This is a genomic window from Shewanella colwelliana, assembly GCF_001735525.1.
Taxonomy (GTDB): Bacteria; Pseudomonadota; Gammaproteobacteria; order Enterobacterales; family Shewanellaceae; genus Shewanella; species Shewanella colwelliana.
This window is the reverse complement of sequence record NZ_MCBT01000030.1, coordinates 14,683-35,346: the sequence shown is the minus strand read 5'-3', so window position 1 is coordinate 35,346 and position 20,664 is coordinate 14,683. Positions and strand designations below refer to the sequence as shown.

At 44.0% G+C, this 20,664-nt stretch carries 20 protein-coding genes; 17 read left to right on the top strand and 3 right to left on the bottom strand.

The window, feature by feature from the left end; genetic code table 11:
* Positions 1-305 precede the first annotated feature (305 nt).
* Positions 306-2,813 carry a helicase-related protein gene (locus BEL05_RS10225; RefSeq protein ID WP_069671105.1) on the bottom strand — a complete coding sequence of 836 codons (2,508 nt, stop codon included), beginning with the start codon at positions 2,811-2,813 and terminating at the stop codon, positions 306-308.
* Positions 2,814-2,938: 125 nt separating this feature from the next.
* Positions 2,939-3,649, bottom strand: a complete 711-nt coding sequence (locus tag BEL05_RS10220) for a sulfotransferase family protein (RefSeq protein WP_069671104.1) — start codon at positions 3,647-3,649, stop codon at positions 2,939-2,941.
* 146 nt (positions 3,650-3,795) lie between these two features.
* Here BEL05_RS10220 and BEL05_RS10215 point away from each other — a divergent pair, with 146 nt between their 5' ends.
* Complete coding sequence (locus BEL05_RS10215; RefSeq protein ID WP_069671103.1) at positions 3,796-4,551, top strand: HNH endonuclease; 756 nt, start codon at positions 3,796-3,798, stop codon at positions 4,549-4,551.
* Between the two features lie 215 nt (positions 4,552-4,766).
* The gene (locus tag BEL05_RS10210) at positions 4,767-5,408 is read left to right on the top strand and encodes a LysE family translocator (RefSeq protein ID WP_175427336.1); all 642 of its coding nucleotides are present in this window, start codon (positions 4,767-4,769) and stop codon (positions 5,406-5,408) included.
* A gap of 112 nt (positions 5,409-5,520) precedes the next feature.
* Here the strand turns inward: BEL05_RS10210 and BEL05_RS10205 are convergent, their stop codons facing one another.
* The gene (locus BEL05_RS10205) at positions 5,521-6,501 is read right to left on the bottom strand and encodes a nucleoside hydrolase (protein ID WP_069671101.1); all 981 of its coding nucleotides are present in this window, start codon (positions 6,499-6,501) and stop codon (positions 5,521-5,523) included.
* A 237-nt stretch (positions 6,502-6,738) separates the two neighbouring features.
* On the opposite strand from BEL05_RS10205, the gene ubiG reads away from it, so the two are divergent.
* The 15 genes from ubiG (at position 6,739) to BEL05_RS10130 (ending at position 20,208) form a co-directional block, all read left to right on the top strand.
* Positions 6,739-7,503, top strand: coding sequence for a bifunctional 2-polyprenyl-6-hydroxyphenol methylase/3-demethylubiquinol 3-O-methyltransferase UbiG (gene ubiG, locus BEL05_RS10200; protein ID WP_069671100.1), 765 nt, complete (start codon positions 6,739-6,741; stop codon positions 7,501-7,503).
* A 257-nt stretch (positions 7,504-7,760) separates the two neighbouring features.
* Positions 7,761-8,201, top strand: a complete 441-nt coding sequence (mioC, locus tag BEL05_RS10195; protein WP_069671099.1) for an FMN-binding protein MioC — start codon at positions 7,761-7,763, stop codon at positions 8,199-8,201.
* Between the two features lie 483 nt (positions 8,202-8,684).
* Entirely contained in the window at positions 8,685-10,574 is a 1,890-nt protein-coding gene (gene mnmG, locus BEL05_RS10190; protein ID WP_069671098.1) for a tRNA uridine-5-carboxymethylaminomethyl(34) synthesis enzyme MnmG, read from the top strand.
* Between the two features lie 101 nt (positions 10,575-10,675).
* Entirely contained in the window at positions 10,676-11,305 is a 630-nt protein-coding gene (gene rsmG / locus BEL05_RS10185) for a 16S rRNA (guanine(527)-N(7))-methyltransferase RsmG (RefSeq protein ID WP_028763471.1), read from the top strand.
* 93 nt (positions 11,306-11,398) lie between these two features.
* Entirely contained in the window at positions 11,399-12,187 is a 789-nt protein-coding gene (locus BEL05_RS10180) for a ParA family protein (protein WP_069671097.1), read from the top strand.
* A gap of 10 nt (positions 12,188-12,197) precedes the next feature.
* The gene (locus tag BEL05_RS10175; protein WP_028763473.1) at positions 12,198-13,076 is read left to right on the top strand and encodes a ParB/RepB/Spo0J family partition protein; all 879 of its coding nucleotides are present in this window, start codon (positions 12,198-12,200) and stop codon (positions 13,074-13,076) included.
* A 223-nt stretch (positions 13,077-13,299) separates the two neighbouring features.
* Positions 13,300-13,692, top strand: coding sequence for an ATP synthase subunit I (locus BEL05_RS10170; protein WP_028763474.1), 393 nt, complete (start codon positions 13,300-13,302; stop codon positions 13,690-13,692).
* A 3-nt stretch (positions 13,693-13,695) separates the two neighbouring features.
* Positions 13,696-14,490, top strand: a complete 795-nt coding sequence (gene atpB, locus BEL05_RS10165) for a F0F1 ATP synthase subunit A (protein WP_028763475.1) — start codon at positions 13,696-13,698, stop codon at positions 14,488-14,490.
* A gap of 69 nt (positions 14,491-14,559) precedes the next feature.
* Entirely contained in the window at positions 14,560-14,811 is a 252-nt protein-coding gene (atpE, locus tag BEL05_RS10160; protein WP_011639455.1) for a F0F1 ATP synthase subunit C, read from the top strand.
* A 37-nt stretch (positions 14,812-14,848) separates the two neighbouring features.
* Positions 14,849-15,319 (top strand): F0F1 ATP synthase subunit B, encoded by a 471-nt coding sequence (gene atpF, locus BEL05_RS10155; protein ID WP_028763476.1) that lies wholly within the window; start codon positions 14,849-14,851, stop codon positions 15,317-15,319.
* 15 nt (positions 15,320-15,334) lie between these two features.
* Positions 15,335-15,868 carry a F0F1 ATP synthase subunit delta gene (gene atpH / locus BEL05_RS10150; protein ID WP_028763477.1) on the top strand — a complete coding sequence of 178 codons (534 nt, stop codon included), beginning with the start codon at positions 15,335-15,337 and terminating at the stop codon, positions 15,866-15,868.
* Between the two features lie 14 nt (positions 15,869-15,882).
* Positions 15,883-17,424, top strand: a complete 1,542-nt coding sequence (gene atpA / locus BEL05_RS10145; protein ID WP_028763478.1) for a F0F1 ATP synthase subunit alpha — start codon at positions 15,883-15,885, stop codon at positions 17,422-17,424.
* A 49-nt stretch (positions 17,425-17,473) separates the two neighbouring features.
* Complete coding sequence (atpG, locus tag BEL05_RS10140) at positions 17,474-18,334, top strand: F0F1 ATP synthase subunit gamma (protein WP_069671096.1); 861 nt, start codon at positions 17,474-17,476, stop codon at positions 18,332-18,334.
* Between the two features lie 34 nt (positions 18,335-18,368).
* Positions 18,369-19,745, top strand: coding sequence for a F0F1 ATP synthase subunit beta (gene atpD / locus BEL05_RS10135; protein ID WP_028763480.1), 1,377 nt, complete (start codon positions 18,369-18,371; stop codon positions 19,743-19,745).
* Between the two features lie 34 nt (positions 19,746-19,779).
* Positions 19,780-20,208, top strand: a complete 429-nt coding sequence (locus tag BEL05_RS10130; protein WP_028763481.1) for a F0F1 ATP synthase subunit epsilon — start codon at positions 19,780-19,782, stop codon at positions 20,206-20,208.
* Positions 20,209-20,664 lie beyond the last annotated feature (456 nt).

Here is a 20,664-nt window from a genome sequence, read left to right as displayed (position 1 = left end):
ACGACAATCGCTCATAATTCAAACAAAAAACAGTCGATCGTATTAAGATCTTGATGCATTTTGGTGCATAAATACCCAAGATCTTGATCAAATTAATCAACAGAGATATCAACAAGTAATTAAAACACTGATCTTATCCACTAAAAAACAACCAAAACTACATATCTATATGTTTTTTAATTGTTTTTTAATTTTATATATCACTACAGCCTTTTGCATCACGATCCAGTTTTAGATCAAATTAAAAAAGTTATACTCAGCAACTTGGATAACTTTTTTAGCTCGATCTACGCCAGATCTAGGTTTCATTTAACGTCAACGACACGACTGGCTTTTTTATACTGTATTTTCCAGCCCTGCCAACGCGGTAATTCCCACCGTTTTGGACCTGTTTTTCGCTGTCCCCCGCCATACTCAAGCAGGACAAATTTTCGCTTAGGAAAGTAGCTCACATTCAGCCTAAGATCGGCCAACACCACTTCAACAGGATAATGCTGATCAAACTCCGCTCGCTGCCAGCTTGGTACACCATTAAACAGTAGATCCTCAGCATCAATCAGCGCAAGATCATCAAAGGTTTCTACTCCCAATGCCAACAGCCGCTCTTCAAGATAGTGATGTAATGCCAAAGGTTGGTCAAAATCAGCCACATCACCAACTAACGGATCTTGATGCTTGCCCAATGCCAGCCAAATATTCCACGCAGCAATATCTCTTGTCAGTTGTAGGCCAAGCCCCTTGAAACTGCGCCCTTCACAAATGCTGCGTACAATCGCTTCAATAGCTTGCTCACCCGAAACTTGCTTACGATAGGTAGCAATAATACGTCCGGCATAGACACGCTCAATCAACACCGCCGCATCATCAGCCTGCTCTTTATTACTTGCTAATCTTTCCTCACCCAATTTCGCGTCCAGTAACGTATCAACCGAAACTGGCACCATGCAGGTAGCTAAGTTCAATGTCTGTTTTGCGCCTCGTCCTGCTATAGCAAATTGATCGAACACCACGGCAGCAGTGGGTAATACCTGTTTATCTATGGCAATGTCAAAACGAGAGTCCCGCGCAATTTGCACCTCGCTAAAGCCATTCCCCAATGCTTGCGGGCGTTTTTCTCGGCGTATAAATGCCAATGAAGGCAACGCATCAATCGCTGCTAAACACCAACGCTGCCTTAATATACTGTCGGATAACTCATTTACATGACTGCTGGGTAAATTGAGCACCTCTCTTATCTGCTTAGCCAACATACGAGCTTCCTTGAGCAAGCTAATATTTGCATCGGTGAGCGATAGCCACTCTGGCGCCGCACCACGCAACAGCTTAATCATTAAATAGCCATCACAGCCAAAGGGTTCCCATAACCCAAGTTGTTGCAGGCCAAACTCATCGCTAGGCAATGTATAAACCTGACCTGGTACGGTTAAAGCGGCAGCTAAATCAACCATCAACCCCTTACAGGTATCATCTGGCATCGCACTAATTAAGTGGGCAAATTGGGTATCGATGGGGAGTGGGAATAGCTTTCTACCATGAGTAGTAACTTGGCCAGCGTTATCAATCGCTGTCATCGACAATAATTGCTGTGTCGCCTTAGTTAACGACTTCTCAGGTAATTGATCGACAAAAGGCAGTCTTGACAACAGATAACCGCTGCAAGCAGCCGCAAGCATTGGCTCCACCAACTCCTCTCTTTGCAATTCTGGCGGAGTTATCGCCTCGAGCGGTGCGCCTTTGCCCCATAAACGAATACAGATCCCGGCTTGTACCCGCCCCGCTCTACCAAGCCGTTGTTCGCTGCTGGCTTTTGAGATTCGTGCTAACGACAACACAGTACGGCCATTCCGTTGATGTGTGCGGCGCTCAAGGCCCGAGTCAACCACGGCTGTCACCCCGGGAATCGTCAACGAGGTTTCTGCCACATTGGTGGCAAAGATCACCCGTTGATGCAAAGTCTCAGATAATATTGCTTGTTGCTGTTTAGCATCGATACCACCATGTAATCCCAGTAGTTCAAGGGATTCATGCTTGGCTAATAAACTATGGCAGGTCTGCAGACAAAGTTGGATCTCCCGCTTACCCGGTAAAAACACCAAGATGTCACCCCTGGTTTCCGCGAGTAGCGTTTCCACAGCATATTTTACGTTTTTATCAATATCACGCACATCGGCAAGATGATGACTCTCTGCAGATTGGTACCTTAGTTCCACGTGAAACCTTCGCCCTTCGGCTTGTAATCTGGCAGCTTTATTTCCATGACTATCTGTTAAATAGTTAGCTAAACGCTCGCCGTCAATGGTAGCAGAGGTGATAACTAAACGATGCTTGTCAGCGCTTTTAAGCAATGCCAACAGCAGATCAGTGTCCCAGCGACGCTCATGAAACTCATCGATAATAATGGTATCAAAACAGACTAACCCAGCTTTATCCCCCAACTCATTGTTGTCAGTATCTTCGGCATTAGCAGAGAGCCAGCGCAATGCAATACCGGGCGTTACAAACGCAATATCCGTCTGTTCATTCACCGTAGAGTCAAAGCGAATAGCGTAACCTACCTGTAAGTGAGTCTGTTTGGCGACAAAGTCGGCCAGGGCTAAACAGGCCACCCGCCTAGGCTCTATCACCAACACCCGTTGAGCCTTCCCCTCTGTATTAGTCTCAGCACACCAAAGTGGTAAACGAGTCGATTTCCCCGAACCTGTATCAGACTCCACCACCATGTGATGGTGCTTTATAGCTAGTTTAAACTCACTATAGAGCTTATCTATCGGCAAACTGGGCAAAGAAAACGCGGTGACTGAAGAGTTAGGCATGATTTAGCGACGATGATTAGCGATGAGTACAATGATAACGCGTCAATAGATAAATGGGGCAACTTTAACGCCAAGCTTAAACTCTCACATAAAAGCCGTTACAGATTCAACCGATAGGCCTGTAATCAAAGTAGCTTGTAATCAAAGAACTTGCGTTTATCAGGCCCACTGGCATTAGTGCTAACTTTATTAGGGTGCTTATACTCATCCCAACTCGCCACATTACGACCACGATTAAGGTGCGGAAACCCCTCTCTTTCAATGCCACTGTGCATGGATTCATCTATGGACAGCTCGCCACTGAAGTTTAAATCGCTGGCTAAAAATTGACGCAATTGAGGTAAACTATCTGGCTGGCTGATATCGATACAGATAAACTTATTTATGTTAGATTGTTTAAAATAATCAATTACTTGCTTTTTATGGCTAAGGTAACTACGCACCAAATGTTCAGCATCCAAGGGATTATCAATGCCGTTCACATCAAAACTATGATTAAAACTTCGTTTTAATATTGGATGAAACTTGCCAGTCTTATTATCTAAATGCACCATCATGCGGCTAAGTAGCATCTGCATCGATGGCACCCAAGCATCTAAGGCCCGCTCCAAATAAACAAATTTTGCATTGGGATAGAGCTGGTGTAATTGCCTATAGTCACTAAAGCATGGCGCATCAGACACCACATCAGCCAACTCAAACGCCTGCTTAGTAAATGCCTGATGCGCCACCTTATAGCCCATCTCTAACAAAGCCACACTGACACTCGTTGTCCCAGTTCTTGGCAGGCCGATGATGAAGATTTTGTGACTATTACAATCAAACTTAGTGATCAATTTCTACTGTCTCTAATAAATTAAAGTAATAAAATAAAGGGATACTAACAGGGTTAAAACTCAGTAAATTAATAGATAGTATATATTAATCAACAAAATAATCGGCTATCTTTGATGATAACCAAAAATCCTAATGAGAAGTAATAATGACAGAACGTCGCCCATGGTCACGGAATGACTTACTGGTAGCATTCTATCTATATAATAAAACATCATTTGGAAAAATCAGCGCTCGAAATCCAGAGATAATAAAAGTATCTAACCTTTTAAATCGAACTCCTTCTTCTCTATCAATGAAAATGGCCAATATAGCCAGTTGTGATCCAATGATCCAAGAGTCTGGCCGCAATGGACTAAAAGGAGCATCGAAAGCTGACAAGGATATGTGGGCAGAGATGTCTACCGATTGGGAAAATTTTTATATCACAAGTGTTGAAGCATTCCTTACTATCGCCAATAAACATGAAGAAAGTGAATCAACAGATAGCAACTTCATCGGCCGCGAAAGATTAGTTCAATCAAAGGCCCGTATCGGACAAAACCAATTCCGCCAGATAATACTGAGTTCTTATAATGATAAATGCTGTATTACAGATTTGAGTATTCCTAAATTATTGGTCGCGAGCCACATTATGCCTTGGAGTGTTAAGCCAAGTGAACGATTGAATCCGTGTAATGGATTGTGCCTATCGAGTATTCATGACAGTGCTTTTGACCAAGGTCTGCTCACACTCAACTCAAATCTAGAAGTCGTGTTATCGAGCAAACTACTACATCAAAATAATCCATTTGTGGATTACTGCTTTAAACAATACGAGGGAAAATCTATTACCCTTCCAACTAAATTTATTCCAAAAGAAGAGTTCTTAGCCCATCACCGCACAGAGATATTTCAGCAATAACAACGGATCAATAAGCCCATATACATTGATCAACTCACAGATGTTTAGCATAAATAAATGAGTAACGTTATCAATTAACTGCACCGTTCGCTAACACCGTAAACCTACCCTGCCAGTGATTAATGGTTTTAAACGCCACATCACTTTCATTTCTAATCGATCGCTGTAAAATCCGCGCCTTGTTTTAATCTCAAACCTTAAGCAGCCTATTTTTGATGATCGATCTCAATCTACTGCCACTCTATTTAACCAGTGTTATCGCCCTGCTCTTTATTCCTGGTCCGGATATGTTGCTGATCGCCAGCTCGAGCCTGAGTTATGGCAAAAAAGTCGGTGTCTACGCCAGCTTTGGCAATGCAACATCGGGGCTTATTTTGACATTATTGGCAGCAATGGGCGTATCGGCATTAATTGCTATGAATCCTATCGCACTAGAACTGCTGCGTGTTTTAGGCGGCGCCTATCTATTAAAGATGGGCTGGGATTGTATTCGCGCCAGTGCAGCCGACGCGCCGCAAATAGAGCAAAATAACAATCTTGCTAAGCTGCTCTATCGCCGCGCGGTAATGAGTAATCTACTCAACCCTAAAGCATTGATCTTTTTTGTACTGTTTCTACCGCAATTTGTCTCGACTCAACTAAATGCCAGCTCGGGTGAGCAGATGCTAGCATTAGGACTGCTGTTAAACGTAATGGGATTACTGTTTAATCTATTGCTGGTGGCTATGGTTGGGACGTTAGGTAAACCATTATTAAATAATGAAAAGTTTAGAACGTATCAAAACAAATTTATGGGCGTTATCTTTTTTGCCTTAGCGCTGTGGCTATTGGCCTCACAAGTACAAAGCATTAACTAGTGCCTAATGCTGATAGTAAAGACAGCACTAAAAAGAGTGCAAAAATGGCTACAGAAAATGTTCTTCGTAGCCATATTCAATCCAACCTATTCCTAGCATACAGCACTGATATTCAGCACTTTTCTCTATCTGCACCGTATTCAACAATGGTGTCACGATACAGTTTAAGTAGGACTTGATCTTTTACCGCTACACCGATCCGTTGATGCGCATTATCTTGCCAGTCATCATGCAAGTATTTTCGACCATCATACTTTTGCATTGTGTGCCCTTCTGCTGGGCCATCAGTCACCACCCGTATAGGCCCTTCACGCAGGGTGAACAGTGTCGGATCGATAACATAGGCGATTGCCGATGGATCATGCACATGGCACCCCTCTAGTCCCACCTTTTCTGAGTAGAATTTGAGGTAATAACGGCTAATATCCCAGATGAATTGACCCACTTCGCCCGCATCATCACGCAATTGATCTAAATATTCACGGGTAAAGAAGCTCTCTTCGGTGACATCTAAACCAATGACCACCACTGGCCATGATGCGGTAAATACCTTGTCTGCGGCATGGGGATCGTCATGAATATTGGCCTCAGCATACGGAGTGACATTGCCACGATGACCGTTAACACCAAATGCCCCACCCATCACGACCACCTCTTTAACAAGAGATACTATTTCGGGTTCAGCCTCTAAAGCCAATGCCAAGTTAGTCAGTGGCCCCACTGCGACTAAAGTGATTTCACCAGGTTCAGCGTTAACCGCATCGATAATATATTGGTACGCTGGACGGGGGTCGGCTTGGGCGGTTAATGCCTTTGGTGCATGCACATCACCAAAACCCGTTTCACCATGTACCACTACGGTTGGGCCCACTGGAGGCCGAACGATTGGTTTGGCCGCACCTTTAGCCACATCAGCACTGAAACCATATTTTTGTTTTAAAAATAATGCATTATGTGTCGCGTTATCAATAGTGGCATTGCCATATACCGTAGTAATCGCCTTAAGTTCAATCGCTGGGTGCGCCTGGGCAAACAGTATTGCCATGGCATCATCAATCCCTGGATCTGTATCGAGTATTATTTTATTTATCATTATCTAATGTCCCGCAGTCGCTCAATAAATGGGAAAAATCTGTAGCCCAAGATACCTCTAGTTTGCCAAAACTTATGTGATAATGCTTTTATCCGTGATGATCAAACCAATAAAAATCGCACTTTTACCTATATATTGCCAAGCCCCCTCATTGAGCTATACCCACCTCAAATGTGACCCCAAAACCGTAGCGATTACGTATATACTCAATTAATCGCCTAGTAGACACTCATTTTTATGTTAGATAAAAGCCAACTTAGTCCAACAATTAAACCACTCAATCAACAAGCTGAGATTGAAAAGTTTGATGCACTAGCCGCAGAATGGCGCGATCCCAACGGCAAATTCAAACATGTTTTGGCCTTTAATCAGACACGTTTAACCGCCATTGAAGACGCCATTGCGCTGCATTTTGAGCGCGATCTTAATCAAGACATTCCCTTTCAAGGACTGAGGATCTTAGATATTGGGTGCGGTGTAGGCTTACTATGTGAACCCTTAGCAAGCCAAGGCGCTGACGTAACCGGTATCGATGCCAGTGCTTACAACATTCGCTTAGCGCAGCAACATGCAAAGAACTGGTCTATAAAAGTTGAATATAAACATTGTCTTGCAGATGATTTACTCAATGATGAGCAAGAGTATGATGTGATTTTAAATACAGAGGTTATTGAGCATGTTGAAGATAAGCATCAGCTGATAGAGATCTGTTGTGATGTCTTGGCACCGGGCGGACTATTAGTCATGGCCACGCTGAACCGCACCGTTAAATCCTACTTAATCGCCATTATTGGTGCTGAATATGTAATGGGTTATCTACCAAAGGGAACCCATGATTGGCAGCACTTTGTTAAACCACAAGAGATAAGCCAGCAACTCAATGCTAAAGGACTAAACACCTTATCGGTTGAAGGAATTAAATTTAATCCATTAATAAATAAGTGGAAAATAACAAAAGAAACAAGCGTTAACTATCTGCTTTATGCGGAAAAACCTACCTAAAGACAGCCCAGCTATTTACCATACTGCCGTTAAATCGCAGGCTATAACGTGGGCAAATTGGCTTTTAAATGCCTTATATATAGCTAAAGCGGTTTTGTAGGCATGTCGACAGTTCCAGTAAAGCAACAAGACCACAAGCACTTTTTACCTTATGATTGGGCCATTATCTCATCGACTTTTTGCAATATTGATCCGCTAAGATCGCGTTTAGCAATGTAAAGATGAGCAATTACCTCCCCCAAAATTTAGGAAATCAGATGGCAAAAATAGAACTTTTAGTCGGTACCACCTTGGGCAGTGCCGAGTATGTTGCCGATGAATTAGCGGCACAATTAGAGGCTGGTGACCATGAAACTCAGGTTCATTTAACCCCTGAATTGAGTGATATTGACCCTAAAAGCTTGTGGTTAATCGTCTCTTCAACTCATGGTGCAGGCGACCTACCAGACAATATCCAGCCATTTTTTGAAGAAATAGAGGCGAAAAAGCCCGATCTCAGCCGTACCAAATTTGCCTTATGTGCGATCGGTGATTCAAGTTACGACACTTTCTGCCAAGGCCCAGAAAAATTAGTTGAAGCGATAGAAAACTGCGGTGCACAAGTCTATGTGGATAAGATCCAGATCGATGTGCAATACGATCCAATCCCTGAAGAACCCGCCCAAGCTTGGTTATCGAGCTGGCAAGATCTACTTTAACGATCTATTTAAGGTATAACCCTCTTAACAACCCACAGATTAGATCTACTTTATCCACATATTACGATCTTAAATGATAAATATGTGGATAAGCTATTATTTGATCATGATCTAACTCTGTATTATTCACTGTCCGATCCGACCAAAGATCCACCTTGTGGATAAGTAGGCGATCTATCCCCAAGCTTATGCCAATAAGATCGCCAACAGATCACAGGATCAGGATCGTGCTAACTATTGATTCTAATAATGAATTAGAGTTATCCACCGAAAACAGCGATCCTAATAGTAAACATAATAAAGAATCTATATAAAGATCTTAAGATCTATTAAGCAGATCCACTTGAGATCGAAAGGCCTAAATTGATCTTTCACCAAAGGTCTTCCAAGTGCTAAAATACTCGGCTACTCGATGAGTAATTGATCGATAGCTAAATCAATTTCTACTTTTAACTTTGATACGGTTTTATTTAAGGTACTGTGATGCATTTTCATGAGCGGTTTGATGTAATTGTTGTTGGTGGTGGTCATGCCGGAACCGAAGCAGCATTGGCATCTGCTAGAATGGGGTCAAAAACACTGTTGTTGACCCACAACATAGATACCTTAGGACAGATGTCCTGTAATCCCGCTATTGGTGGTATTGGTAAAGGCCATTTGGTCAAAGAGATTGATGCCTTAGGCGGTGCTATGGCGATTGCAACTGACCATGCAGGTATTCAGTTTAGAACGCTTAACTCAAGCAAAGGGCCAGCGGTTAGAGCAACACGTGCACAAGCCGATCGTGCGTTATATCGTGCTAAGATCCAGCAGATTTTACAAAACCAGCCTAATTTACGACTTTTCCAGCAGTCTGTAGACGATCTGATTGTTGAAAACGATCGTGTTATTGGTGTTGTTACCCAAATGGGACTCGCCTTCGAGGCTCCTGCAATCGTGCTAACCGCAGGCACTTTCCTCAGTGGTAAGATCCATATTGGTTTAGAAAATTACAGCGGTGGACGCGCAGGTGATCCACCATCTATCTCATTGGCACAACGATTACATGAATTACCTATTCGAGTTGGTCGTTTAAAAACGGGCACTCCACCACGTATTGATGCCAATACAATTAATTTTGATCTGATGACTGAGCAAAAAGGTGATGATCCATTGCCTGTGATGTCATTTATCGGTGATGTCAAAGACCATCCGCGTCAGGTGAGCTGTTTTGTCACCCATACCAACGAGCGTACCCACGATATTATTCGTGGTGGACTCGACAGAAGCCCTATGTACTCAGGGGTCATTGAAGGGATCGGTCCACGATACTGTCCATCGATTGAAGATAAGATTAATCGTTTTGCTGATAAGTCTTCACACCAAATTTTTATTGAACCTGAAGGGCTTAATACCAATGAGATCTACCCTAATGGTATCTCTACCAGTTTACCTTTCGATGTGCAGTTAAACTTAGTCCGTTCTATTCAAGGTATGGAAAACGCTGAGATTATTCGTCCTGGTTACGCGATTGAATATGACTATTTCGATCCTCGCGATCTTAAAAATTCTTTAGAAACCAAAGCTATTAGCGGTTTATTCTTTGCCGGACAAATTAACGGTACTACGGGTTATGAAGAAGCGGGTGCCCAAGGCTTACTTGCGGGGATGAATGCTTCCCTGCAAGTGCAAGGCAAAGATGCTTGGTCTCCTCGTCGTGATGAAGCCTATTTAGGCGTGTTGGTCGATGATCTGTCGACGCTAGGCACCAAAGAACCCTACCGTATGTTCACTAGCCGTGCTGAATACCGTCTACTGCTCCGTGAAGACAATGCCGATCTGCGTTTAACCGAGAAAGGCCGTGAGATTGGTTTGGTTGACGATGAGCGCTGGGCGAAATTTAATGCTAAGCGTGAAGCCATTGAGCTTGAGTTGCAGCGGTTACGTAGTCATTGGGTGCACCCAAATTCACCATTGGTCGATGAACTTAATCCACATCTCAATACGCCTATTACTCGTGAGGCTACCTTCGAAGAGTTATTGCGTCGCCCAGAACTCGATTATCCCAAACTGATGGGGATCGAAGGCTTTGGCCCGGCGATTGAGGATCAACGCGCTGCCGAGCAGGTGCAGATTCAGGTTAAGTACTCAGGTTATATTCAGCGTCAGCAAGATGAGATCGACAAAGCGATTCGTCATGAAAAAACCTTAATGCCACAAAATCTTGATTATCAAGAAGTGCCAGGTTTATCAAACGAAGTGATCGCCAAATTGAATGATCATAAGCCTGAGACCATAGGTCAGGCATCACGGATCTCTGGGATCACTCCTGCTGCGATTTCAATACTGCTTGTTCACCTTAAAAAGCGTGGCTTGTTAAGAAAGAGCGCCTAATCACAGGTTTTATCTATTTTTAACTCAGATGGGAGGTCTTTGGACTTCCCATCTGAGCCTCTCAGCTTCATAATATCCGATTGTTTACCGAGGATACGTCTGTGTTATCAGCCCAACTAGATACCTATTTGGCCGAAATTGATTTAGCGGCTACCCCAGAGCAAAAGCAACAGTTGCTCGATTTTGTCGCCATGTTAGCTAAGTGGAACAAGGCTTATAACCTCACATCGGTAAGAGATCCTGAGCAGATGTTGATCCGTCACATCATGGATAGCCTAGCTGCAAGCAAGCATTTAGTGGGCGAACGCTTTATTGATGTTGGCACTGGACCTGGATTGCCTGGTATTCCATTGGCCATCATGAACCCTGATAAAACCTTTGTGCTGCTTGATAGTTTAGGTAAACGGATTCGTTTTCAAAAGCAGGTTCAGTTTGAACTTGGGATCAATAATATCAGCTCTGTTGAAAGCCGTGTTGAAGCCTATCAACCTGAAGAGTTATTTGATGGTGTACTCAGCCGCGCATTTGCATCGATTCAAGATATGCTGCATTGGTGTCATCATCTGCCAAAAGAGAGCGGTTGTTTTTATGCATTGAAAGGTCAGTTAAGTGATGAAGAGATGGCGCACTTGCCTCACGGATTTGCCGTTACTGATGTGTTCCAATTACATGTACCTCGTCTCGATGAACAGCGCCATTTGTTAAGAGTGGTCAAAAACTCAGCGGTATAAGTCGCTTTTGAGTTGCATTATTTAACCAGTTCAAGCAATTTGATAGATTATTAAGCGTATCGAATTAGCTAACGTGATAGACAGGATAATATTGTGGGTAAAGTCATAGCCGTAGCTAACCAGAAAGGTGGCGTCGGAAAAACAACAACTTGTGTGAATTTAGCTGCTTCTTTGGCTGCCACAAAGCGCAAAGTGTTACTTATCGATCTTGATCCTCAAGGTAATGCAACCATGGGCAGTGGCGTCGACAAATACAGCGTCGAAAATACCGCTTATGAGTTGCTTGTTGAAGAGAAAAGTTTTGATGAGATCGTTTACCGAGATACTGCTGGTAAGTACGATCTGATTGCTGGCAATGGTGATGTTACTGCGGCTGAGATCAAGTTAATGGAGTTTTTTGCTCGCGAAATTCGCTTGCGCAATGCCCTCGCACCAATTAAAGATGATTACGATTTTATCTTTATCGACTGCCCGCCTTCGCTCAATATGTTAACGGTAAACGCTATGTCGGCTGCCGATTCAATTTTGGTGCCTATGCAGTGTGAGTATTACGCGCTGGAAGGGTTAACCGCTTTGATGGATACCATCAGTAAGCTGGCGTCTATGGTTAATCCAGGACTCTCTATCGAAGGGATCTTACGTACTATGTACGATCCACGTAATCGACTAGCTAATGATGTCTCTGATCAACTCAAACAGCATTTTGGCGATAAAGTTTATCGTACCGTGATCCCTCGTAACGTTAGACTGGCTGAAGCCCCAAGTTTTGGTGCGCCAGCCATGTATTATGATAAGTCTAGCGCAGGTGCTAAGGCCTACCTTGCGTTAGCGGGTGAAATTATTAGACGTGCAGAGCAACATTCAAAGTTAGAGCAAGCTTAAGGAAAAACAGATGACCCCTAAAAAACGCGGCCTAGGCAAAGGATTAGATGCACTGTTAAGTACAAGCCATGCGGCGGCTAACAGTGTGTCGGCGCAAGATGCTGCAAGCAATGGTGCTGAAGAGCTGAAGATGATTGCGGTGGATCTGTTGCAACCAGGTAAGTACCAGCCACGTAAAGATATGTCGCCAGAAGCACTTGATGAGCTTGCTGAGTCTATTCGTACCCAAGGGATCATTCAGCCTATCGTTGTGCGTCGCGTATCGGATAAGGGATATGAAATCATTGCTGGTGAGCGTCGCTGGCGTGCGTCGCAATTGGCTAAGCTTGAAAAAGTTCCCTGTATCATTAAACAAGTTCCTGACGAATCGGCTGTCGTCATTGCGTTGATTGAAAATATCCAGCGTGAAGATCTTAATGCGATGGAAGAAGCGATTGCGTTAAATCGTCTAATTGAAGAGTTTGATTTGACGCATCAGCAAACCGCTGATGCGGTGGGTAAATCCCGTGCGACCGTCTCTAATCTACTGCGTTTAAATGGCCTGAATGAGCCGGTAAAGCGTATGTTGGAGTATGGTGATATCGATATGGGTCATGCGCGAGCCTTGCTTGCCATTAACGGTGACGAGCAAACTAATCTAGCTAGATTAGTAAGTGCGAAAGAACTAACCGTTCGTGAAACTGAACGATTAGTTAATAAAACCTTAAATCCACCTGAAGTCGTCGATAAACCGGCAAAAGATCAAGATGTCACCCGTCTAGAGAGCCAATTAATTGAAAAATTAGGTGCCAAAGTTTCTATTACTCATAATAAAAAAGGTAAGGGAAAATTGGTAATTAACTATCAAAATTTGGCTGAATTGGATGGTATCATTGGGAAAATCCGCTAAATTCTCTAAGTTAACGTAATATTATGTAACTTTGTGACATCTGTTAATCTTCCACTTTTAGACTTTTGGCGTAGTTCACGTTAAAAGTCTCCTTTTTCCTCACCTTAAACTTGCTTTGAATGGCCGAAAAGGTATACTTTCGCAAGCTTTTTGTACCTCAACATTGTCCGGCGTTTTGTAGTCCGGTCATAGAAACAAAAAGTATGAATGCGGAGAAGATGAATTGAGCAAGGTTTTAGCACGTCGTGGCCGGTGGTCTGCCTATAAGTTGGTTATGATGCAGGCGGCGGTGGCTGGGGGTGTTTCGATTGTCTTTTTCGCCGTGTGGGGAGCTCAGTATGGACTATCTGCCTTGGCAGGTGGCGCTATCGCTGTACTCCCTAATTTTGTATTCGCGACCCTCGCTTTTTCCCATACGGGAGCAAGTTCAGCAGGAAAAGTTATGAAAACTTTTTACTGGGGGGAAGCGGTAAAGTTGCTGTTAACCATAGCTATGTTTTCGCTAGCTTTTATCAATCTTAAGGTTGTATTTATGCCGCTTTTTGTTTGTTATGTCGCTGCGTTAATTGTGCATTGGACAGCTCCTTTATACTTCAAGCAAAGTAAAGTGGGATGAATCATGGCTGCAACTGGTGAAGCGTTAACACCGCAGGGCTATATCCAGCACCACCTTACCAACTTAAGTGTTGGTGAAGGCTTCTGGACATGGCACATTGATTCGTTGTTCTTTTCGGTTGGGCTTGGTGTTCTATTCTTGTGGCTATTCCGCAGCGTTGGTAAGAAGGCTACAACAGGCGTTCCTGGCAAACTTCAGTGTTTTGTCGAGATGATTGTTGAGTTTGTCGATTCTAGCGTGAAAGAAACCTTCCATGGCCGCAATCCTGTTATTGCTCCGTTGGCATTAACGATTTTTGTTTGGGTATTCATGATGAACTTCATGGATATGGTTCCAGTTGACTGGATCCCATCACTGGCAGCTGCTGCTGGTATCCCTTACATGAAAGTTGTACCAACGACAGACTTAAACATTACCTTTAGCTTAGCTATTGGTGTGTTCTTGCTGATTATTTACTACAGCATTAAAGTCAAAGGCGTATCAGGCTTTGTTAAAGAATTGACGCTACAGCCGTTTAACCATAAGGCAATGATACCCGTCAACCTCCTATTAGAGTCAGTTACCTTAATTGCTAAGCCAATCTCATTGGCATTACGTCTATTTGGTAACTTGTACGCAGGTGAGTTGATCTTCATCCTTATTGCGCTGATGTATGGTGCTAACATGGCGTTATCTGCCCTAGGTGTAACACTGCAACTAGGTTGGTTAATCTTCCATATTTTGGTTATCACTCTGCAAGCGTTTATCTTCATGATGCTTACGATCGTGTATCTAAGCATGGCTCATGAAGATCATTAAGGGTTGCTGAAGAAATTTTTTTAAGCTAAATCACTAACTAACTAAAGATTTAGAATACTGGAGATAGAGATGGAAACTGTATTAGGCATGACAGCTATCGCTGTTGCTCTACTGATTGGTATGGGTGCTCTTGGTACCGCTATCGGTTTCGGCCTACTAGGTGGCAAGTTCTTGGAAGGCGCTGCGCGTCAACCAGAAATGGCTCCTATGCTACAAGTTAAGATGTTCATTGTTGCTGGTCTATTGGATGCGGTAACCATGATCGGTGTAGGTATTGCACTATTTATGCTGTTTACTAACCCACTGGGTGCAATGCTGTAATCAACGCTTCTGTCTTTAATCTAAATAGGAGGCTGTTGTGAATATCAACGCTACCCTAATCGGTCAGACGGTTGCCTTTATTATCTTCGTGTGGTTCTGCATGAAGTTTGTTTGGCCCCCTTTGATGAATGCCATCGAAGAGCGTCAAAAAAAGATAGCCGACGGTCTAGCTGATGCTGATCGTGCTGTAAAAGACCTTGAGTTGGCGCAGGCGAAAGCCACCGACCAACTAAAAGAAGCTAAGGCAACTGCTAACGAAATCATTGAGCAAGCTAATAAGCGTAAAGCTCAGATTGTCGATGAGGCCAAAGCCGAAGCAGACGCTGAGCGAGCTAAAATTATCGCTCAGGGTAAAGCAGAAATTGAAGCTGAACGTAATCGCGTGAAAGAGGACTTGCGTAAGCAAGTTGCTTCTCTAGCCATCGCTGGTGCTGAGAAGATCCTTGAGCGTTCGATTGATGAAGCCGCCCACAGTGACATAGTTAATAAACTAGTTGCTGAAATTTGATAAGGGAGTTGAGTTATGGCTGAAATAACCACCATCGCTCGTCCTTACGCAAAGGCAGCGTTTGACTTTGCTATTGAGAAAAATGCAGTAGATAGTTGGGCAGAAATGCTTAACTTTGCCGCCATAGTTAGTGAAAACGAAACTATGAAGCCGCTACTGTCTGGCGCTTTAGCCAGTAACCAGCTTGCAGAGCTTTTTATTAAAGTTTGTGGTGAGCAGGTCAATGAGCAAGGTCAAAACCTGTTAAAGGTAATGGCTGAAAACGGTCGTTTGGAAGTACTACCTGCTGTAAGTGAACTCTTTCATGAGTTCCGCAATGAGTGGGCAAAAGAGGTTGAAGCAAATGTTGTTTCTGCCACTGAGCTTAACGCAGAGCAACAGCAGCACATTAGTGCTTCTCTAGAGAAACGTCTCACACGCAAAGTTAAGCTGAATTGCAGCGTAGATGCCAGCCTTGTTGCTGGTGTAATTATCACGGCAGGCGACCTAGTCATTGATGGCTCGGTCAGCGGTAAACTAAACCGTCTGTCTGAAACGCTGCAGTCGTAATTGGGAGTTTGAGCATGCAACTGAATTCCACTGAAATCAGCGATCTGATTAAACAGCGGATCGAGCAGTTCGAAGTCGTTAGTGAAGCTCGCAACGAAGGTACTATCGTTGCAGTAAGTGACGGCATCATCCGCATCCACGGCCTAGCCGATGTTATGCAAGGTGAAATGATCGAACTGCCTGGTAACCGTTTCGCAATCGCGTTGAACTTAGAACGTGATTCTGTCGGTGCCGTAGTTATGGGTCCTTATGCCTCTTTGGCAGAAGGTCAAAAAGTTAAAACAACTGGTCGTATTTTGGAAGTTCCAGTTGGCCGTGGTCTATTAGGCCGTGTAGTCAACACATTGGGTCAACCAATCGACGGTAAAGGACCTATCGACAACGATGGTTTCTCTCCTGTTGAAGTTATCGCACCAGGTGTTATTGAACGTAAGTCAGTAGATCAACCAGTGCAAACTGGTTATAAAGCCGTTGACTCTATGATCCCTATCGGTCGTGGACAACGTGAATTGGTAATTGGTGACCGTCAGACTGGTAAAACAGCGCTAGCGATCGATGCCATTATCAATCAAAAAGACTCTGGCATTAAGTGTGTATACGTAGCAGTAGGCCAAAAGGCTTCTACCATTGCTAACGTAGTTCGCAAACTTGAAGAGCACGGCGCATTGGCTAATACCATCGTTGTTGTTGCAACCGCTTCTGAAGCAGCTGCACTACAATATTTGGCGCCATATTCTGGCTGTTCAATGGGTGAATACTTCCGTGACCGCGGTGAAGACTCACTAATCGTCTATGATGACCTGTCTAAGCAAGCAGTTGCTTATCGTCAGATCTCATTGCTACTAAAGCGTCCTCCAGGACGTGAAGCATACCCAGGCGACGTTTTCTATCTTCACTCACGTCTACTAGAACGTGCTTCACGTGTAAACGTTGAGTATGTTGAGAAGTTCACTAAAGGCGAAGTTAAAGGCCAAACTGGTTCTCTAACAGCATTGCCAATTATTGAAACTCAAGCTGGTGACGTATCTGCATTCGTACCGACCAACGTAATTTCGATTACCGATGGTCAGATCTTCCTTGAAACTGACCTATTTAACTCAGGCCTACGTCCTGCTGTTAACCCTGGTATTTCAGTTTCTCGTGTTGGTGGTGCGGCGCAGACTAAGATCATCAAGAAACTGTCTGGTGGTATCCGTACCGCACTAGCACAGTATCGAGAGCTTGCGGCGTTCTCTCAGTTTGCATCTGATCTTGATGATGCAACTCGTGCTCAGCTTGAGCATGGTGAGCGTGTTACCGAACTTATGAAGCAAAAGCAATACGCGCCAATGAGCGTAGCTGATCAGTCTGTGTCTATTTTCGCAGCTGAAAAAGGTTACCTAAAGGCCGTTGAGCTTAACAAGATCGGTGACTTCGAAGCTTCTTTGCTCTCTTACATGAACAGCGAGCATGCTGACCTAATGAAATCTATCAATGATACTGGCGATTATAATGCTGATATCGAAGGTAGTTTGAAGGCTGGCCTCGACAAGTTCGTAGAAACCCAAACCTGGTAAAGACACAGAGGTGTCTTAAGACACCTCAGGTCCAGATTGGAGAGTAAAGATGGCCGGCGCTAAAGAGATTAAAACCAAGATCGCGAGTGTTCAGAACACTCAGAAGATCACATCTGCGATGGAAATGGTTGCAGCCAGCAAAATGCGCAAAGCGCAGGACCGCATGGCAGCGAGCCGTCCATATGCAGAAAATATGCGTAAGGTGATCGGTCACGTGGCGCAAGGTTCTCTCGAATATAAGCATCCATATTTGGAAGTGAGAGAAGCTAAGCGAGTTGGTTATATTGTTGTATCAACCGACCGTGGTCTTTGTGGTGGTCTGAACGTTAACCTTTTCAAAAAGGTTATCGCAGACGTGAAGAAGCAACGTGAAGCCGGCGCAGAAGTTGAATTCTGCCCAATTGGCGCACGTAGCGTACAATTCTTCTCAAGCTTTGGTGGACAGGTATCTGCTTCTGCTTCAGGTCTAGGTGACGCTCCGTCGTTAGCTGACTTGATCGGTACAGTACGTGTGATGCTAGAAGCTTACAACGAAGGCAAGCTAGACCGTCTGTATGTGGTATTTAACAAGTTTGTTAATACCATGAGTCAGACGCCTGTGATCGAACAGCTGCTACCTTTGCCTAAGTCGGAAAACGATGAGATTTCTCATCACTGGGATTACCTGTACGAGCCTGATCCAAAAGAACTTTTGGATACCTTATTGGTTCGTTATGTTGAATCTCAAGTGTATCAAGGTGTTGTCGAAAACATCGCATCTGAACAAGCAGCCCGTATGGTTGCTATGAAAGCTGCGACAGACAATGCTGGTGATCTTATCAGTGACTTGCAGTTGGTCTACAACAAAGCCCGTCAGGCTGCGATTACGCAGGAACTGTCGGAAATTGTTTCAGGGGCTTCAGCAGTTTAGGCTGGGTAACGAATAAAAGTTTAGAGGATTAATCATGAGCACAGGTACTGTTGTCCAAGTAATTGGCGCGGTTGTGGACGTTGAGTTTCCACATGATGCCGTACCTCAGGTTTATGACGCTCTAGAGATCAAAAGTGAAGACTTGGTGCTGGAAGTTCAGCAACAACTTGGTGGTGGTGTAGTTCGTACCATCGCTATGGGTACTTCAGATGGTCTGCGTCGTGGTCTTGAGGTAGTAAATACAGGTTCACCTATTTCTGTTCCGGTTGGGGCTGCAACCCTTGGCCGTATCATGAACGTATTAGGTAAGCCGATTGATGAAGCGGGCCCAATTGGTGAAGAAGATCGTTATGAGATTCACCGTGAAGCGCCTTCATATGAAGATCAATCAAACACTACTGAACTTTTAGAAACAGGTATTAAGGTTATCGACCTTGTATGTCCGTTTGCTAAGGGTGGTAAAGTAGGTCTGTTTGGTGGTGCGGGTGTTGGTAAAACAGTTAACATGATGGAACTGATTAACAACATCGCTAAAGCACACTCAGGTTTATCAGTATTCGCTGGTGTAGGTGAGCGTACTCGTGAGGGTAACGACTTCTACTACGAGATGGAAGAGTCTGGTGTTCTCGACAAAGTGGCCATGGTTTATGGTCAGATGAACGAGCCTCCAGGTAACCGTCTACGTGTGGCACTGACTGGTCTAACAATGGCTGAGAAGTTCCGTGACGAAGGTAAAGATGTTCTTTTCTTCGTTGATAACATCTATCGTTACACCTTGGCGGGTACTGAAGTATCTGCACTGCTAGGCCGTATGCCATCAGCAGTAGGTTATCAGCCAACATTGGCTGAAGAGATGGGTGTACTTCAGGAACGTATTACTTCAACTAAGACAGGGTCTATTACCTCTGTTCAAGCTGTATACGTACCTGCGGATGACTTGACGGATCCGTCACCAGCAACAACCTTCGCTCACTTAGATGCGACTGTTGTATTGTCACGTAACATTGCTTCGCTAGGTATCTACCCAGCGGTTGACCCATTGGATTCGACTTCACGTCAGCTAGATCCATTGGTTGTTGGACAAGAGCATTACAACGTAGCAAGTGGTGTACAAACGGTACTACAGCGCTATAAAGAGCTGAAAGATATCATCGCGATTCTTGGTATGGACGAATTATCTGATGAAGATAAGACCACTGTATCTCGTGCGCGTAAGATTGAAAAATATCTTTCTCAGCCTTTCTTCGTAGCAGAAGTATTCACCGGTTCTCCAGGTAAGTACGTTTCTCTAAAAGACACTATCCGTGGCTTTAAGGGACTATTGGAAGGTGAGTTTGACCACATTCCAGAGCAAGCGTTCTACATGGCAGGTTCAATCGACGAAGTTATCGAGCGAGCTAATAAAAAATAATCGAGCCCTAGGCTTGGTATTTTAAGGAGAACGGATGGCAGCCATGACAGTACAACTTGATATAGTAAGTGCAGAAAGTAGCATCTATTCTGGTCTTGTAGCACACCTACAAGTAACTGGTTCAGAAGGTGATTTAGGTATTATGCCTGGTCACGCGCCTTTGCTGACAAATATCAAACCTGGCATGGCGCGCATCGTCAAGCAAGATGGTAAAGAAGAGGTGTTCTATCTTTCGGGTGGTATCCTGGAAGTGCAACCTTCTTCAGTTTCCGTATTGGCTGACGTGGTATTGCGTGCCGAAGAGATTGATGAGCAGGCAGCTGTAGAAGCGAAGCGTCGTGCAGAGGCCCATATGGCTGATGCTGGTGCAGACCTAAACTATGCCGCTGCAGCGATTGAATTAGCTCAGGCTATCGCTCAATTGCGCGTTGTAGAAACCATCAAGAAGAACATTGCCAGATAAGGTTATTGTTTGATGAAAAAAAGCGCCTCATGGCGCTTTTTTTGTGTCTAAAAAAGTTAAAAGCAGCTCCTAGATGCTAGGAAAAACAAAGACGAACGGCCTGCGGCCTAGGGAACGTGACTGCGTCACTTACGGAACGCTACGCTGACGGAAAAGATGGTTCTAGAAAAGTCGTTGCGAACGCTTTGCTGACGGATAATAGAACGCTTGCAAGCTCACTAACGGAAAAGACGAAATAATTTGATTTTTGTAGGTCAGGCTTTAGCCCGTCAATTAAGGGGGGCTAAATTTGTTGTAAGAGCAGGAAAGCCAAGTTAGCGTTGTCGGTATAGCTCTTATAGGACCTAGCAGGAGCGTAGCGACGCTCTAGCCGTGACAGCGTCACGTCCTAGTACCTTTTAGTAGAATCTAATCGCTTGAATTAATTATCGTGATCCGTGTAAGTCTTTAAACCTG

What these genes read in the sequence shown, in the direction of transcription:
- BEL05_RS10225 (WP_069671105.1), bottom strand. Translation starts at nt 2,813, where the DNA reads ATGCCTAACTCTTCAGTCACCGCGTTTTCTTTGCCCAGTTTGCCGATA.
- BEL05_RS10215 (WP_069671103.1), top strand. Translation starts at nt 3,796, where the DNA reads ATGACAGAACGTCGCCCATGGTCACGGAATGACTTACTGGTAGCATTC.
- BEL05_RS10210 (WP_175427336.1), top strand. Translation starts at nt 4,767, where the DNA reads ATGATCGATCTCAATCTACTGCCACTCTATTTAACCAGTGTTATCGCC.
- BEL05_RS10205 (WP_069671101.1), bottom strand. Translation starts at nt 6,501, where the DNA reads ATGATAAATAAAATAATACTCGATACAGATCCAGGGATTGATGATGCC.
- ubiG (WP_069671100.1), top strand. Translation starts at nt 6,739, where the DNA reads ATGTTAGATAAAAGCCAACTTAGTCCAACAATTAAACCACTCAATCAA.
- mioC (WP_069671099.1), top strand. Translation starts at nt 7,761, where the DNA reads ATGGCAAAAATAGAACTTTTAGTCGGTACCACCTTGGGCAGTGCCGAG.
- mnmG (WP_069671098.1), top strand. Translation starts at nt 8,685, where the DNA reads ATGCATTTTCATGAGCGGTTTGATGTAATTGTTGTTGGTGGTGGTCAT.
- BEL05_RS10175 (WP_028763473.1), top strand. Translation starts at nt 12,198, where the DNA reads ATGACCCCTAAAAAACGCGGCCTAGGCAAAGGATTAGATGCACTGTTA.
- atpB (WP_028763475.1), top strand. Translation starts at nt 13,696, where the DNA reads ATGGCTGCAACTGGTGAAGCGTTAACACCGCAGGGCTATATCCAGCAC.
- atpE (WP_011639455.1), top strand. Translation starts at nt 14,560, where the DNA reads ATGGAAACTGTATTAGGCATGACAGCTATCGCTGTTGCTCTACTGATT.
- atpH (WP_028763477.1), top strand. Translation starts at nt 15,335, where the DNA reads ATGGCTGAAATAACCACCATCGCTCGTCCTTACGCAAAGGCAGCGTTT.
- atpA (WP_028763478.1), top strand. Translation starts at nt 15,883, where the DNA reads ATGCAACTGAATTCCACTGAAATCAGCGATCTGATTAAACAGCGGATC.
- atpG (WP_069671096.1), top strand. Translation starts at nt 17,474, where the DNA reads ATGGCCGGCGCTAAAGAGATTAAAACCAAGATCGCGAGTGTTCAGAAC.
- atpD (WP_028763480.1), top strand. Translation starts at nt 18,369, where the DNA reads ATGAGCACAGGTACTGTTGTCCAAGTAATTGGCGCGGTTGTGGACGTT.
- BEL05_RS10130 (WP_028763481.1), top strand. Translation starts at nt 19,780, where the DNA reads ATGGCAGCCATGACAGTACAACTTGATATAGTAAGTGCAGAAAGTAGC.